The organism is Brevibacillus gelatini (genome assembly GCF_003710935.1).
Taxonomy (GTDB): Bacteria; Bacillota; Bacilli; order Brevibacillales; family Brevibacillaceae; genus Brevibacillus; species Brevibacillus gelatini.
Genome location: NZ_RHHS01000020.1, coordinates 29,943 through 43,955 on the forward strand (window position 1 = coordinate 29,943; position 14,013 = coordinate 43,955).

Consider the following 14,013-nt stretch of genomic DNA (forward strand, 5'->3'; position numbering starts at 1 on the left):
CAGTAGCGTTTTTGTATGCTAGGGCTAAGCAAATGAAGAGGAGCTGATTTTTTCATGAATCCAGTCGAAATCGTACGCAATCTGGAAAAGGTAACTGCTCATTACTTGCAAGAGCTGGAAGCATTCAGCATGGAGCAACTGCACAAAAAGCCGAGCGAGGACGAGTGGTCGTTGGGGCAAATGTACGTGCACCTGATCCAGACGGCCTTGCACATGCAAATCCCCAACATCGAAAAATGCAAAGCGGGCGGTCCGGAAGTTAACATGCCGGGTGCCGAGATGGGGGAGATCGGGAAAGGAATTTTTGCCCAAGGCTCTCTCCCGCCGATTCGCATCAAAATTCCTGCCTCGCCCGAATACACACCTGCCCAGCCCGCAAGCAAGGAAGAGCTGGTCAACGGCATGCAGGCAGTGCTTGAGCGCATGCGCGAGCTGGCCCCGACGCTGGACGAAATCCCGCCCCAACACAAAGTAGAGCACCCTGGCTTCGGCCCGCTCGCTGCCAAGGAATGGTTTGCGCTAGTCGAGATGCACTATCGCCACCATCTGCACCAATTGAACAGGCTGAAAGGCTAGCTTTTTTACCCGAACATGCCAGCGAGCTTCGGGTAAGTCGGCGGAAAGGAAAGCTGAGCGCCATAAGGAAGCAAATTCGCCTATCGTTAAGTTGTCACAAACGAACGATAGGCGAATTTTTTACTGTTGACCAGCGCTTTTTTTGCGTTTTTCATTTTAAGAAAATACTGCTCCTTACGTTTTGAGACTGTTCTTTTTCCCCAATTGCCCAACTAAATCTTTCATAAGCGTTACAAACCACACGAGTATTTCCATAAGCGCAAGGAGAACAAACAGAGCCCATATCTCCCCTTGACCAAGACTATGCCACAGATTATCTATTTCCGTCCCGGAAGCGCGCAGCAAGGACTGTAAAAAGAAGATGATCGGTCCAAATACAGCGGATACGATGGTCAGTGTTGCGAGAAGCTTGCGCTGTTTCCGAATGAGATACACAATACTACTGACTAGTGCTATCAAAATAAATCCATAATAGAAGCCCCAGACCCAAGAAGGCAACGTCTCCATGATTTTCCCCCTTTGCCAATGAATCAATTGAAGCTTTGTCATAACCATATGGAGCAAAAACTTGTGTTTGTGTGGTTACTTTCATTCTACAGGAAAAGATGGTTTTTTACTATTTTTACCATTCAACAAAAACGCGGCGTCCCACTGTCCGTTTTCACTGACTTTCTAGACAGCGCCTTTTAAAGCAAGCTTACAACTTCGTAAGGTAATGGAAAGGAAATTCGATTTCTCCACGCCCCGTCTCCTGTTAGGATAAGAAAGGATTACGCAACAGGCACGGAGGCTTGATTGATGAAAAAACTGGCAACCCTTTTACTCGCAACGACGCTCCTGGCGTTGATTATCATAGGCTGTTCCAAGCCCGGCACACCCGAGCAGGTGCAGGGACTGGGAAAAGAAGAAGCGGCGCAAATCGCTGCAGCCGCTGTCCGTCAATACTACCATGTTTCCGTAGATACCGCCGACCGGGAGATTACGCTGGAAGACCCTGCCAAACTGATTGATGCCGCCACTGGCGAGCCGATCTACAAAGGAGTGCCCGTTCACGCCCTGCTTCGCGGCGAGCCGAAAAGCGGCGATATTTATGCCTACCACGCGATTATCGAGCCAAAGAAGAAGCAGCTTCTCTCGCTCTCCATTGACGTGATCGGCAAGGACGGCGAGAAAGCGACGAAAACAATCGCCGAAGCGGAACTGGAAAAAACGGCAGCCGACTTCGTGCGTTCGCAAAACTTGCTGGCAACGGCAAACTTTCAGCTCGTTCGAACATCGGAGCCGACAACCAATGAACTCAAGCGCTACTTTTACTATTCAGACGGCTACAACGCGGTCGCGATTGGAGTAAATACGGCATTGAAGCAGGTCGTCACTTTCACCTATGACTGATATGACTGATATGACTGATCGGATCGACCACGCCCAGGCTATTTTTTGGCAAAAAAGTCCCGTTGCCAGACACACTCTTGCGCAACGGGACTTTTCCACTAGCCACCACTGTATTTTTCCTCGATTTCTTCTTTCATTTCCTGATACGTCTTGTTGGTCAGGTTCACCAAATAATCGGTAAGCTCCTCTTTCGATTGTGCGGCCAACGTTTCCCTGGCCTGTCTTTGCTTCGTAAAATATTCCCTGGCCTGATTGCCGATCTTGCCGTTTGCCGCCAAATACTCGATGGCCGTCCCAAGGTTCAGGCTCTCCCGCCAGCTTTTGTCGTACCAGTCCCGGTTGTAGGCGTCGATCCACTTGCGCCGATCAATCAGCACCGCGCCTGCTTCCGTCAGGGCGTCCCGTTTCCACTGCTCCCACTTCTGGGCGATTTCTTTTGCCCGCTCCAGCTCTCTTTTGAATTGCTCACGGTTCGTTACGTTGGCATACAAGCCTTCCGATGCCTGGGCAATCGCCTTCAGCTGCTTTTGCCCTTCGGCGTTCACGTCAAAGCCGATCACGTTTAAAAGCGGCATGATTTTCGACTGGGACAGCTCTTTGGCTACGGCCACCGGATCGCCGCCACACGTCTCGATGCCGTCGCTGACCAGGTAGATGACGTTCGTGTTTTTATCTGCGGAAAACTCCGCCAAATCTTGCTGGGCAAGCTTGAGAGAATGGGCAATTGCCGTCCAGCCGGTCGGCGCAAACTGCGCAAGCGCCTCGTCCAGCCGCTTCGGCTCGTACGATTGCAGCGGATAGACCAGATCGCTGCGGGAGCACGAGAGCTGTCTGTCCCCATCGCCACTGCTCCCTTTGTGTCCATAGACGCGCAGCGAAATTTTAGCTTCCTCCGGGAGTGATTCGGCAAATTCCTTGATCGCTTCCTTGGCCAGCTGCATTTTGGTTTTGTCGCCAATTTTGCCAGCCATGCTGCCGCTCGCGTCCAAAATAATTTCGACGTTAAAATTTTCCCGAAACTGAAACCGCGCATCCTCGATGTCCGGGCTTCCGAACGAAGCCATTTTCCAGCGATCCACAACCATCTGCGGGCTGAGGTAATCCTCGGAAAACAAATCGAGCAGCTGCTTCCAGTACAGTTGCAAATACGCCTCGTCCATCCCGTCCACCACGGTAGGCATTTTGTCGAGAATAGCCGAGATGGCAGCCCGATGCGGGTGTTGGGCGAGGTAAAAATGCGTCCCCGCCAACTGCCCGGGCTGCTCCGCGATCAACTCCTGCGTGCTTTGCGGCCATTTCACCTCGCCGATTCGCGGCCCTGCTCCAGATGCGCCAAGGGTGCAGCCGCACAGCAGCAGGACGATCATCAAGCTGTTTACCAGGCCAAGCCTGCGCCTGTACTTACCATGCATACGGTCAGCACCTCCTTGTCGTGTGTATGTTTGACGAGATGAACCGATTTTGCTTTTACAGCATGCCAGAGCCAAGAAAAAGGCCCCCTGCGGCATGAAGAAAGCCAATCTGTCTGCTCCGCCCCGTCTGGTACACTTCTTCCTCGTGCTTTGGATCGGGCATGAAGGAAAAGTCAAACGTAGTGGAGCGAAAGCGGACAGACGTCTGCACCTGGATGCGCTCATCCGAAGTGACGACAATTTGCGAGCCGCGCACGGTGGCGTGATTGGCCTCCAATATCGTGACGACGACATCCCGAAGCTGCGGAGCCGCTTGTGCCAGACCTGCCTGCACATAGAGCAGCAGTTCCACGTTTGCCGGCAGCCAGCTTCCCAGCACCTGGTCAATCGCTTCATACCGCACCTCGCTCCTTGACCAGTCCGGATGGCTCGCACGGATGGAAGCCTCCGCCTCATCCACAAACGGCTTGATGAACGTTTCGTCCTTCAAGCGCATGGGAGATTGATCGTAGCGATCCAGCGCCTTTTCCATCTCGTCGTAAATCGGCTTGACCGCCGCCAACGCCGCTTGCTGCGCACTGTTTGCCGCCTGCTCCTTGACGACGAAGACAGTCGAGAGGTTAAACAGCGCCATGAACAGGACGAGCATGATGAGCATGAAGATGGTCAGCGTAAAAATCGTGACATTCCCTCGTTCATTTCGCAAAAACGCAAGCCTGTCTCTCATCTAGTGAACCACCCTGCTCGTAATCTCACGCTGAAACGAAATCGTCTTGTCAGCTTCATCCATGTTCCGCGTCAAAATATCCGGCAAAAAGGCGATTTCCAGGTTCGCGCCGATCATGACCTTGAAATAGCCGTCACCTTGCGACTCGATGTACGACTCCCCGCTGTTGAAGCCGATGCCGCCGCCCGCTCCGGCGAGCACTTTTTCCGCCGCAGCGAGCGCACTGGACTCGCTCCCCGTAATGGCGTATACTTTTGCCGCCTCATTGGCAGCCGATTGGGCAGCAATCACCCCGTATACCCCAATCAAAAACTGCCAGCAGACGAGCATGATGAGAAAAAGCAGCGGCAAAATCCCGAGAAACTCAATCGTGACCGAACCTTTTTCGTCAGACAGCGCACGCGCCAGCTTCCCTGCGTCCCTCGCTTCGGCGCGCCCCTGTCTAGGGCACAGCATCACCCACTGCCTGGGCGTACGGTTAAACAGACGCATGTTTCTTCCGGAGAAACGCCAGATGATTTTTTTTCATGAACGGCAGCCCGATCGCCAAAATGACCAGCTGGATCGGAAAATCTCCCCGGTAAATGGCGCCGATGATCGTCGCAGGCACAATCAGGGCGTAAAAGTAAAGCAGCATGAAATTCCAAAAGCGCTGCCAGTTTCTCTCCTGCTTGGACATGTCATTTCCCCCTCCATGCTTTTTCGCCTGGCGTCAAGCTTTACCGCTTTACATCTTTGCGGCGAGCGTACTCCATGCCAGCCTGTTCGATATAGGGCAGCGCAAACCAGAAAAGCAGCAACGGATAAGGAATCGTCTCCCCCACGATCATGAGCAGGCAGCAGAGCGGCAGGAGCACGCCGTACAAAACAATCGCGATCCTGTTCCAGAGCCGCTGCCTTTTCACTGCTTTTGTCGTCAAGCCGTGTCCCTCCTCCCGGTATCCACGCTCTCTGCGTTCGCTGACTCACTCAGCCATTTGTGCGTGTACATCGTCAGCATCACCGCCATGAACGGAAAGAAAATGACATTCAAGAGCAGCTGCGTAAAAAAAACCGCGCCAAAGCTGGTCGTAATGTACGTAACCGTAAACAGCCCGATCACGCTGATGGCCCACTCGATGGCGCTAATCAACAGGATGACGCCAAGGATGGAGAAAAAGTGCTTTTTCCCCAGCGCAAACGCCTTTTTCCAGCACTGCTGCACCGGCTGCTTTTTGATGACAGTCAAGTACGGGGTCAAGTAAAACAGCACGAGGATGACCACCCCTGGCACCACAAACAGCAGCATGCCAAACGACACGGCAAGCACGTAGATAATTCCGAAGACAAACACAGCAAAGCTGTGGTCCAAAAACGTGCGCAGCGCCTGGCGAACCGGCCGCTCCTCCCCCTCAAGCTCGCTTTGCACATACTGGGCAAACGGAAGCTGAACGACGGTCAAAAACACGAGCAGCAAAAACAGGTTGAAAAAGGCTGACACCACCTGCCCGCCTGTCAGGACAGCGATAAAGTGGATGTAGTTGACGGTAAAATTGTGAATGAGCAAAAAAGGCAGAACGACGACTGCTGACAAGAGCAGCATGGACTCAATGTTGCGCGTGTAAAACAGGAAGCTTTCTTTGATCGGATGCTTCACTCTGACTCATTCCCATCTAACGTTTTGGCGACCAGTCACCACCAGCATCAGGCGCTGCGCTAGGCAAACTTTTTGTACAGCTTGCGCCCCCATCGCGTCAGCTTGCTGCCTACCCACAGAACCCCGCCGACCGAGACAAGCACAAGACCGACCGTCTGTCCTCCGGGAACCATCGCGGCGATGACCCCGGCATCCATGAGCGTACTGCCGAAGCTGCCGGTTCCGTCGATAAAAGAGTCGACGCGCTCATCCTTGCTGTTGCTTGAATCAAAAGCATCCCGGAAATTCGTGAACGTGTCGATGCTGTCAAACACGAGGCCGATCCCGCCCGTTGCGACGTTCAAGCCTTTGACCAGCCCTGTCACTTGCAGGCCGCTGGCTGTGTCTTTGATGAACTTGAAATTCATCACGGCAGAAGCTGCATCAAAGCCGTCGACAGGCAGGCCGCTCAACCAGTCATAGGAAGTGTCCTTGAGATGGATGTCGATTGCCTTGACGCCCAGCTCGACGAGGAACAGGCTGCGCATGGTGGCAAAAGTGGCCGGATCGACATTTCCTTCCGCGAGATCAGCCGCCAACCCAAGGCTGCCGCCGAACGCCTCATTGATGGACCAGTTGACATAGTCGTATGCTTTGGAATCGCCTTTGCCGGAATAGCCGCCCGGTGTGACGCTGCCGGGCTGCGTATTTCCCGGAGTCAAACTGCCGGGGTGCATATCTCCAGGATTGACATTCCCCGGTTGGGTATCACCAGGATTGACGCTTCCCGGCTGATAAACACCCGGATTCACATTGCCCGGCGTGACGTTGCCAGGCTGCACACCGCCCGGTCGCATGTTGCCTGCATCCAGACTCCCCGGCTCGATCTCACCTGGTGAAATCTCTCCTGTTTCCCACTGAAAATTACCGGGTTGTATGTTGTTTGGCGAAATGTTTCCCGGCCTGATCTCTCCCGGCTGGACTGCGCCCGGACGCACGTCCCCAGGCGCCAAAGATTCTGCGTGTACAAAAGCTGCAAAGGGGAAGAGATTCATCATCAGAATGAACAGGGCCACAATCGCAGCCCAGTTCGTGCGTCTTGTATGATGATTCACAGCATTCACCCCGATTTCATTAATCCCTGGCAAACCGCTGATCGACGGTGCTAGTTACTGCCCGCCTTGGTGCGGTACTGCTCAGAAATGGCTTCAATGGTTTCCTTGTAAGATTTTTTGGTTAGGGAATCGAGCAAATCTTCCAGTTCTTCCGCCCGCTTATCCACGTTTCGTTTATGCTCATCCTGCAGACGGCCCAACCCTTCGGCAAGCTGCAGCGGGAACCGTTTGTCCCGTTTGATTTGCCGAATCATCCAGTCGATGTTTCGCTTTTCATCGTCGGCCAAAAAATTCCACTCCAGCTTGTATTGCGTATTGTTTAGGAGCTGCTTGACTTTCCGGGAGTACGCTTTACTGGACTCTTTGCTCTTCCAATTGTGCCATTCGAGAGCAATTTCTTTTGCTTTGGAAAATTCATCTTGCAGCCCTTTTTTGTCGCGAATAGACACATAGCGGCCGCGCGCTGCTTCTGCGACTGCCTTAAGCTGCTTTTGCCCCTCTCCATCCACGTCAAAACCGATGACATTCAAAATAGGTGTAATGTTGGAGTCAGCCAACTGTTTGGCTGCTGCCACCGGATCGCCACCGCACGTCTCGATTCCGTCGCTGACGAGAAAAATCAGGTTTGTGTTCTTGTCCCCAGCAAGCTGGCTCAAGTCTTTTTCTGCCTCCTGCAAGGAATAGGCTATCGGAGTCCAGCCTGTCGGCTGAAATTGGTTCAGACTTGCGGCAAGCTTTCCGGCGTCGTATTTTTGCAACTCGTACACCAACTCGCTGCTGCTGCAGGAAAGCGCCTTGTCGGACTCTTTACCGCTCCCTTTGTTCCCGTATACGCGCAGGGCGACATTGGCATCTTTGGGCAACGCCTCTGCAAACGCTTTGATCGCTTCCTTGGCCGCATCCATTTTCGTTTTGCCGTCCATTTGCCCAGCCATGCTGCCGCTCGCGTCGAGAATGATCTCCACGTTGTACTGCTCCTTGAACTGAAAGCGTGGATCGTCGATGTCGGGGCTTCCGAACGAGGCCATCTTGATGTCTTCTATCAGCCGTTCCGGATCAGGATAATCCTCGGCGAACAGCCCGAGCAGTGCCAAGTAGTACATGTCGATTACTTCCTGATCGGGGTTTTCAATCGCAGGCAAATCGTTCAGAAACGCTCGAAGCTCTTGTTCATGCTCGGAAAAGTTCGTTCCGGCATAGCGCCCGATGGGAAAGCTGGCAATCTCGGCGGCCGTCTCCGGAATTTTCGTGGCCCCTTCCGGAAGCAGTGCCTTCAGGGCCGCGATCTGCTCCTCCCGCGACAGCTTCTGCCCCTGTTGGAGCGGCTTCTCAGCCTGTTCGTCGGGCGCCACCACTGGCGCATTCGTCTCCTGCGTACTCGACGGCTCCTCGCTGGAGCAGCCGTGCAAGACGACCATCAGCCCGCAGGCTGCAATCAGTACCTTGATCGCTTTCATCTGTATGTACCTCCGTCATGTCAGAGCTGCTTGTGGTTCCCCTGGCAAATGAAGCAGGGAAGGTAGTGGTGAAAACCTGCTTTCACCACTAACCGTCCGCTGGAATAAACGTGTCGGCACTAGTTGCCTGTGATCTTGTCGCCAATGTGCTCGATGACATCCGACAGCGTGTTGGAAACGGCGTTACCCACATTCTCGTCTTTGCTGAAAAAGGTTGCGACAGCGCCAAGCACCGCCAAAACAACCGCAGCCAGTGCGATCCATTCGATGGATTGCGCGCCTTTTTGGTTGCGCAGGGAAAAGCTTGCTCTTACAAACAGTTTTTGCATCATGGTTGTCATCATCGTTTTTCCTCCAAACCGGAATATTTTTAATAGGTACAAAAATAACTCCCGGACGTCTCTACCTGCATCACCTCCCTTTCAGGCGTCCGCTTCTTCATTCATTGAAAAATGCCGGTAAACGTTTTGGCATTTTCCAGGATGTTCAGCACCATCAGCCCGCCGATCATCAGCATGGCAGTTGGCGCGACGACGAGCGTGGTAATCAGCGTCACTTTTGGCGAGGCTTTCGCTGCCTTTTCCTTGACCAGCTCTTTGCGCATTCGCCGCATGTTGTCCGCCTGCACCTTGAATGTCACCGAGATTGGCACTCCCAGGCGCATCCCCTGGATCAGTGCCTTAATCAACATCTGGAATTCCGGGTTGTCGTTTCGCTTGAGCAGCTGCTCATACGCTTTTTCCCGCGGCACGCCAAGGTCGATCTCCTGGTTGAAGCGCGAGAACTCTTCCTGGATCGGTCCGCTGAAAAAGCGAATGACTTCGCGCAGGGCCTGATCGAGACTGACCCCCGCCTGTAGCGTCACGCTGACGGTGTCGAGAAATTCAGGCAGATCGTAGCGAATTTGCTGTTGACGCTCGCTCGCCTTTTTTTTCAGCCAGAAAATCGGCAAAAAGTAGCCGGCCAGCGGCCACAGAATCAGGCCAAACTGGGCAAAGGGGAAGCCCAGGACGAACAGCAGCGCCCCGACGATGATGCCGAGCAGCGTCAGCACGATTTTTACACCCTGAAAGCGGGCTACCGTCAGATCGAGCGGGCGGCCCGCCTTGAGCAGCCAGTCCTCCACTTCGTGCGATTCGCTGAAAAAATTGAAGCGCTGGCCTAGAACCGCATAGTCATCCCCGTAGCGCAGCAGCCGTTTGACCAGCCGTTCTGAAGCGGTTTCCGGCTTGCGCACATGGTACGTCCGATGGCCTGTCACTTCGTACATATGCTCGATCAGCGAACGTTTTTGCACAGAAAACAAATACCATTCCTTTAAAAATATGGCAAAGAACAATAAAAACAGAAACAGGCAGGTGATAATGAGTGCATCCATCGTGTCACACCTTTATATTGGTCACTTTTTTTACCAGGATGTAGGACAAAAGCGTTCCGATCAAAAACAGTCCGAGTAGCACCAGCCCCATCGGCGTAAACAGCGGATCGATAAAGCCTTTGTTAATCATGTTCATCATCAGCACCAGGGCGACGGGCATGATCGGCACGAGATACGAGACGTAGCGCTGCTCGGCGGTCATCGTCTTGATTTCCTGCGAGACGAGGCGGCGCTCCTCCATCGTCTCGGCCATCTCCTGCAGCACTTCGCTCAAGTTGCCCCCGGCCCTGCGCTGGATGAGCAGCGTCGCCGCGAAAATGCGGAAATCGCGCGTCGGAATCCGCTTTTCCATCTCCAGCAGTGCCCGGTCAAAACTGACGCCAAGCGCCAGCTCCCGCGACATTCGCTTGAACTCTTCTCCGGCCGGAGCGTTCAGCTCTTTGGCGACAATCGCGATCCCCTGGGTCAGCGTCAGCCCTGCGCGCAGCGAGTTGGCGAGCAGACGGCACACCTCCGAGAGCTGATCGTTCAATCTCTCCAAATATTTGTGGCGCCGCGCAAAAAAGACGGCTTTCTGGATGACATATATCGCGGCCCCGCCCGCTATGAAGTTGTACGGAGCCGGGATCGCCACCACGCTGTGCAGGAAAAAGCCGAGCCCCATCGTGCCGACGAGCATGCCCGCAAAAAATTCGGAAGGGGTCAGTGGAATGTTGGCCTTTTTCAGCTTTTTACCGATTTCCTGGGCGTACGGCTTCTGGTCGAAGCGGTCGCCCCATACGACGATGAAGCTTTTGCGCTGCGTTTTTACCTCGTACCAGTCTTCCGCCTTCTTTTTCCACTCGTTTTTCTTCGAGCGGTATCCAAGGTATTCGTACATGCCCCAAATTCCGAACAGCACCGCCAGGCTAAACAGAATAGCTAGGCTCACGTCTGCTCCCTCCCTTCGGCGTAAACATGGATTCGTCCAGATCAATTCCGTAAACGTTGAGCCGCTCCAGGCTGCGCGGGATGATTCCGGTCGGCGTAAAATAGCCGAGCACTTCGCCTTTGCTGCCGATCCCGGTCCGGTGAAAGCGGAAAATTTCCTGCACCTCTACCCGTTTGCCCTCCACCTTCGCCACTTCGGAGATCGAGACGATTTTGCGCGTTCCGTCCGACAGCCGCATGACCTGCACGATGATGTCCAGCGCACTGACGATGTACTCGCGGATGATGGCCGAGGGCAAATCCATCCCCGCCATGACGACCATCCCTTCCAAACGGTTGAAAGCGTCCAGCGGCGAGTTGGCGTGGACGGTGGTGAGCGAGCCTTCATGGCCCGTGTTCATCGCTTGCAGCATGTCGAATGCCTCCGCGCCGCGCACCTCCCCGACGATAATCCGGTCGGGCCGCATCCGCAGCGAGTTGCGCACAAGCTGGCGGATTGTAATTTCGCCTTTTCCCTCCATGTTCGGCGGACGCGCCTCCAGCCCGACGCAGTTCGGATGGGTCAGCTTCAGCTCCGCCGAGTCCTCAATCGTGATAATCCGTTCGTAGTGGGGAATCGCCCGCGCGGCTGCGTTGAGCAGCGTCGTTTTCCCGCTCCCGGTTCCGCCAGAGATGAGGACGTTCATTTTCGCTTCCACGACTGCCTGGATGTAGCGTGACATCGCCTCGTCAAACGAGCCGAATTGCTGCAAATCCTCCATCAAATACGGCTCTTTGCGGAATTTGCGGATCGACACCAACGTTCCGTTCAAACTGATCGGCGGGATGACCGCATTCACCCGGCTCCCGTCCTTCAAGCGGGCGTCGACCATCGGCGAGCTTTCATCAATCCGCCTGCCGAGCGGCGCCACGATCCGGTCGACGATGTGCCGCAAATGTTCTTCGTCGCGGAATTTCAGATCGGTCAGCTCCAGCCGCCCGCGTTTTTCGATGTAAACGGTGTTGTGCCCGTTGATTGAAATTTCCGTAATCTCCGGGTCGGCAAGCAACGGCTCCAACGGCCCCAGCCCCACCGATTCGTTAATCAGGCGGGTTAGCAGCAGCTCTTTTTCACTGCGCGGGATCACTACTTTTTCTTCCGACATGTACTGCGACACGAGCCGCTCAATCGCCACCCGCATTTCCTGCGAGCCAAGGCTGGTCAGTCTCTCCAGATTGGTTTCCCGCAAAAGCCGCGTCTTGTAATGCTCTGCCAGCTCGTCAATGTACGGGTTGAAGGCGGGAGCCGCAAGTGTCGCTGCCAGCGTCGCCCGTGGCGACTCGGCTTCTGCTGTCTTCTGCTCCTGCTTGCGCTTGAATAAAGCCATCTAGCTTCCCCCTCACGACAGTATGCTCTGGACCCATTTTCGGATGTCTTTTGCCGCGGGAGTCAGTTTTTTCTCGTTCGCCTCTTTTTGCAACGGCCTGCCGGAATTGACGGCCGCCTGCACTCCCGCGTGATCTCGCCTGATTTCCGCCGTAATCGGAGCGTTGAACAGTCCTTTCAGGTCGGACACGGCCAGTTCGTTATCCCGGCCGACCTGGTTGACGACGACTTCCAGCCTGCCCTCGGTATCAATACGCAGCCTTCTGAACAGGTCTTCGACGAGTCGATAAATTTGCACGGACGGCGTATCCAGGTTCATCACGTAGTAAATCATGTCGGCTTCTGACAGAGCGGCATACACCAACTCGTTCATATGGCTCGGCAGGTCGATGATGACAAAGTCGTAGCTGCGGCGGCTCGCCCGAATCAGACGTGTGACAAACGCCTCGGACATGTTTTCCGCGATCTCGGCGTCACGCGGGCTGACCAGCACTTCCAGCTTGGAATGAGGCTCGCGCTGCGCTACGTTGCGGATGTGAAACTCGTTCATCTCGTTCATGACCGGAATCAGGTCCCCCAGCGTGCGGTTGCTGTCAAACGACAGAAACGTCTCGACGCCCCCGTACTGCAGGTTCAGGTCGATCAACAGCACGCTGGCCGTCGATTCCAGCTTCAGCGACTGGGCAAAGCCGGTGGCAAGCTGTGTGCAGCCGCTGCCTCCTTTGCCGCTGTAAAACGAGTACACCTTGCCCCGCCCGCGCACAAACGCTTTGCCGGAAGCATCTGCGCCTTTTTTGCGTTGCTGAATCTGGAACAGCTCGGATATTTTTTCGAGCCGATCAGTCAGCAAGTTCAACTCGTCGGGCATGACGATGTACTCGACGGCCCCGGCGCGGACGACATCCCGCAGCAGGACAAAATCTTGCTTTTCCGTCAAAAAAATGATGATTCCCTCCGGCAGCTCGCTCTGTATGTACTGCACCAGCTCGACTCCGGCCCCTTCCTCGGACTGGACGAGCAGCACGACATCGGGGCCGATCCGGTCGATTTCTTTTTTCACTCCGCTGGACGTCGTATAGCGTACCTGCTCATACCCGGCCAAAAACTCCGTCAGCATTTCCTTGACCGAATCGTGATCGGCGACTACAAGAATGTTCACTTCTTTGCTCATGACTTACCCTCCGGTTTCTGGTGCTGGATTGGCTGGCGGCTGTCCCGAAGTTGGCGGTTTCGCTTGTGGCTGCTGCGGATTGGTCGGTGCTGTATGGGGTTGTACGGTTGGCTGAGCGGCTGGCGACGCTGTTGACGATGCCGCTGGCGTAGCGGCTGGAGGCGTCTGCGGCTTCGCTTCGGCAGGCTTTGGCGCAGTTTCTGTCTTGCCCGGCTCGGTTGTCGTAAACGGGTCGGGAATTCCCAGCTCTCCTTTGCCGACATTTGCTTTCAGGATGCGTATCAGCTCGGCGTAGTGCTGCTGATGGATGAATTTGGGCACATCCTCAAACGGCAGCTCCAGCGCCACGCCCTTGAACTTGTTGTCCGACTTCGCCACCATGGCGACAGGCACGTCTTTCATGAACACCTTGGTTACAGGCTTGCCACCCTCCGTCGTCGAGATGATAATGTCGACACGGTCGAGCGCCTCCAGCTCCTGGTCAAACATGACGTTTCCCGACGCGTACACCGTAACCAGGCGGTTGTTTTGATCGCGGACGATGTTTGCAGGCTTCAAAATATTTTTCGTAATGACGTCGCCTTTCGACAAAGGTACGACCGTTACCTGATTTTTCAGACTCAGCTTGTCGACGACATACGAGTCATCCGCGTACTTTTTCGGAATTTGTCTTGTGGTCAATTGATCGGGTTGGATCAACGCCCGAGAGGGAATGTCGACATTTGCCTCGTAAATCTCCACCATCTCCCCAAGCTGCGCGTTCATGTCCTTGATTTTTTTCAAAAACAGAAAACCAGCCAGCGCCGCAAGCAAAAAGGATAACACCAGAAAAATGATTGCCCGTCGTTTCGATTCCAACATGAAAAGTTTCCCT

At 54.5% G+C, this 14,013-nt stretch carries 17 protein-coding genes; 2 read left to right on the top strand and 15 right to left on the bottom strand.

Translation table 11 applies throughout. The annotated features are described in order from the left end of the window. Positions 1–54: 54 nt before the first annotated feature. Positions 55–576, top strand: a complete 522-nt coding sequence (locus tag EDM57_RS09165) for a DinB family protein (protein WP_122904474.1) — start codon at positions 55–57, stop codon at positions 574–576. 174 nt (positions 577–750) lie between these two features. On the opposite strand, the gene EDM57_RS09170 is transcribed toward EDM57_RS09165, so the two are convergent. Further along, complete coding sequence (locus EDM57_RS09170) at positions 751–1,083, bottom strand: hypothetical protein (RefSeq protein WP_122904475.1); 333 nt, start codon at positions 1,081–1,083, stop codon at positions 751–753. 291 nt (positions 1,084–1,374) lie between these two features. Here EDM57_RS09170 and EDM57_RS09175 point away from each other — a divergent pair, with 291 nt between their 5' ends. Continuing rightward, positions 1,375–1,968 (top strand): hypothetical protein, encoded by a 594-nt coding sequence (locus tag EDM57_RS09175; protein WP_122904476.1) that lies wholly within the window; start codon positions 1,375–1,377, stop codon positions 1,966–1,968. Between the two features lie 98 nt (positions 1,969–2,066). On the opposite strand, the gene EDM57_RS09180 is transcribed toward EDM57_RS09175, so the two are convergent. The 14 genes from EDM57_RS09180 to EDM57_RS09245 all read right to left on the bottom strand — a co-directional run bounded on the left by EDM57_RS09180 (position 2,067) and on the right by EDM57_RS09245 (position 14,000). Continuing rightward, complete coding sequence (locus EDM57_RS09180; protein WP_122904477.1) at positions 2,067–3,380, bottom strand: VWA domain-containing protein; 1,314 nt, start codon at positions 3,378–3,380, stop codon at positions 2,067–2,069. 55 nt (positions 3,381–3,435) lie between these two features. Then, entirely contained in the window at positions 3,436–4,107 is a 672-nt protein-coding gene (locus EDM57_RS09185) for a pilus assembly protein TadG-related protein (RefSeq protein WP_122904478.1), read from the bottom strand. Next, entirely contained in the window at positions 4,108–4,599 is a 492-nt protein-coding gene (locus EDM57_RS09190; protein WP_246005775.1) for a TadE/TadG family type IV pilus assembly protein, read from the bottom strand. After that, entirely contained in the window at positions 4,586–4,786 is a 201-nt protein-coding gene (locus tag EDM57_RS09195; RefSeq protein ID WP_122904479.1) for a hypothetical protein, read from the bottom strand. The genes EDM57_RS09190 and EDM57_RS09195 overlap by 14 nt, the downstream gene beginning before the upstream one ends. Positions 4,787–4,826: 40 nt before the next feature. Next, positions 4,827–5,027 (bottom strand): hypothetical protein, encoded by a 201-nt coding sequence (locus tag EDM57_RS09200; protein WP_122904480.1) that lies wholly within the window; start codon positions 5,025–5,027, stop codon positions 4,827–4,829. Beyond that, positions 5,024–5,743: a hypothetical protein gene (locus EDM57_RS09205; protein ID WP_122904481.1), complete on the bottom strand. Its 720-nt coding sequence runs from the start codon at positions 5,741–5,743 to the stop codon at positions 5,024–5,026. The genes EDM57_RS09200 and EDM57_RS09205 overlap by 4 nt, the downstream gene beginning before the upstream one ends. Positions 5,744–5,802: 59 nt before the next feature. Further along, the gene (locus EDM57_RS09210) at positions 5,803–6,837 is read right to left on the bottom strand and encodes a hypothetical protein (RefSeq protein ID WP_122904482.1); all 1,035 of its coding nucleotides are present in this window, start codon (positions 6,835–6,837) and stop codon (positions 5,803–5,805) included. A 50-nt stretch (positions 6,838–6,887) separates the two neighbouring features. Further along, the gene (locus EDM57_RS09215; RefSeq protein ID WP_122904483.1) at positions 6,888–8,294 is read right to left on the bottom strand and encodes a VWA domain-containing protein; all 1,407 of its coding nucleotides are present in this window, start codon (positions 8,292–8,294) and stop codon (positions 6,888–6,890) included. Between the two features lie 119 nt (positions 8,295–8,413). Next, positions 8,414–8,638: a hypothetical protein gene (locus EDM57_RS09220; RefSeq protein ID WP_122904484.1), complete on the bottom strand. Its 225-nt coding sequence runs from the start codon at positions 8,636–8,638 to the stop codon at positions 8,414–8,416. 98 nt (positions 8,639–8,736) lie between these two features. Then, a complete protein-coding gene (locus EDM57_RS09225) occupies positions 8,737–9,672 on the bottom strand; it encodes a type II secretion system F family protein (RefSeq protein WP_122904485.1) in 936 nt (311 codons plus the stop codon). A 4-nt stretch (positions 9,673–9,676) separates the two neighbouring features. Next, positions 9,677–10,603, bottom strand: coding sequence for a type II secretion system F family protein (locus EDM57_RS09230; protein ID WP_122904486.1), 927 nt, complete (start codon positions 10,601–10,603; stop codon positions 9,677–9,679). Further along, positions 10,581–11,969, bottom strand: a complete 1,389-nt coding sequence (locus EDM57_RS09235; RefSeq protein WP_122904487.1) for a TadA family conjugal transfer-associated ATPase — start codon at positions 11,967–11,969, stop codon at positions 10,581–10,583. The genes EDM57_RS09230 and EDM57_RS09235 overlap by 23 nt, the downstream gene beginning before the upstream one ends. Positions 11,970–11,981: 12 nt before the next feature. Continuing rightward, complete coding sequence (locus EDM57_RS09240) at positions 11,982–13,139, bottom strand: CpaE/TadZ family protein (protein ID WP_122904488.1); 1,158 nt, start codon at positions 13,137–13,139, stop codon at positions 11,982–11,984. A 3-nt stretch (positions 13,140–13,142) separates the two neighbouring features. Further along, on the bottom strand, positions 13,143–14,000 hold the full coding sequence (locus EDM57_RS09245; protein ID WP_122904489.1) for a CpaB family protein: 858 nt from the start codon (positions 13,998–14,000) through the stop codon (positions 13,143–13,145). Between the last annotated feature and the right edge of the window lie 13 nt (positions 14,001–14,013).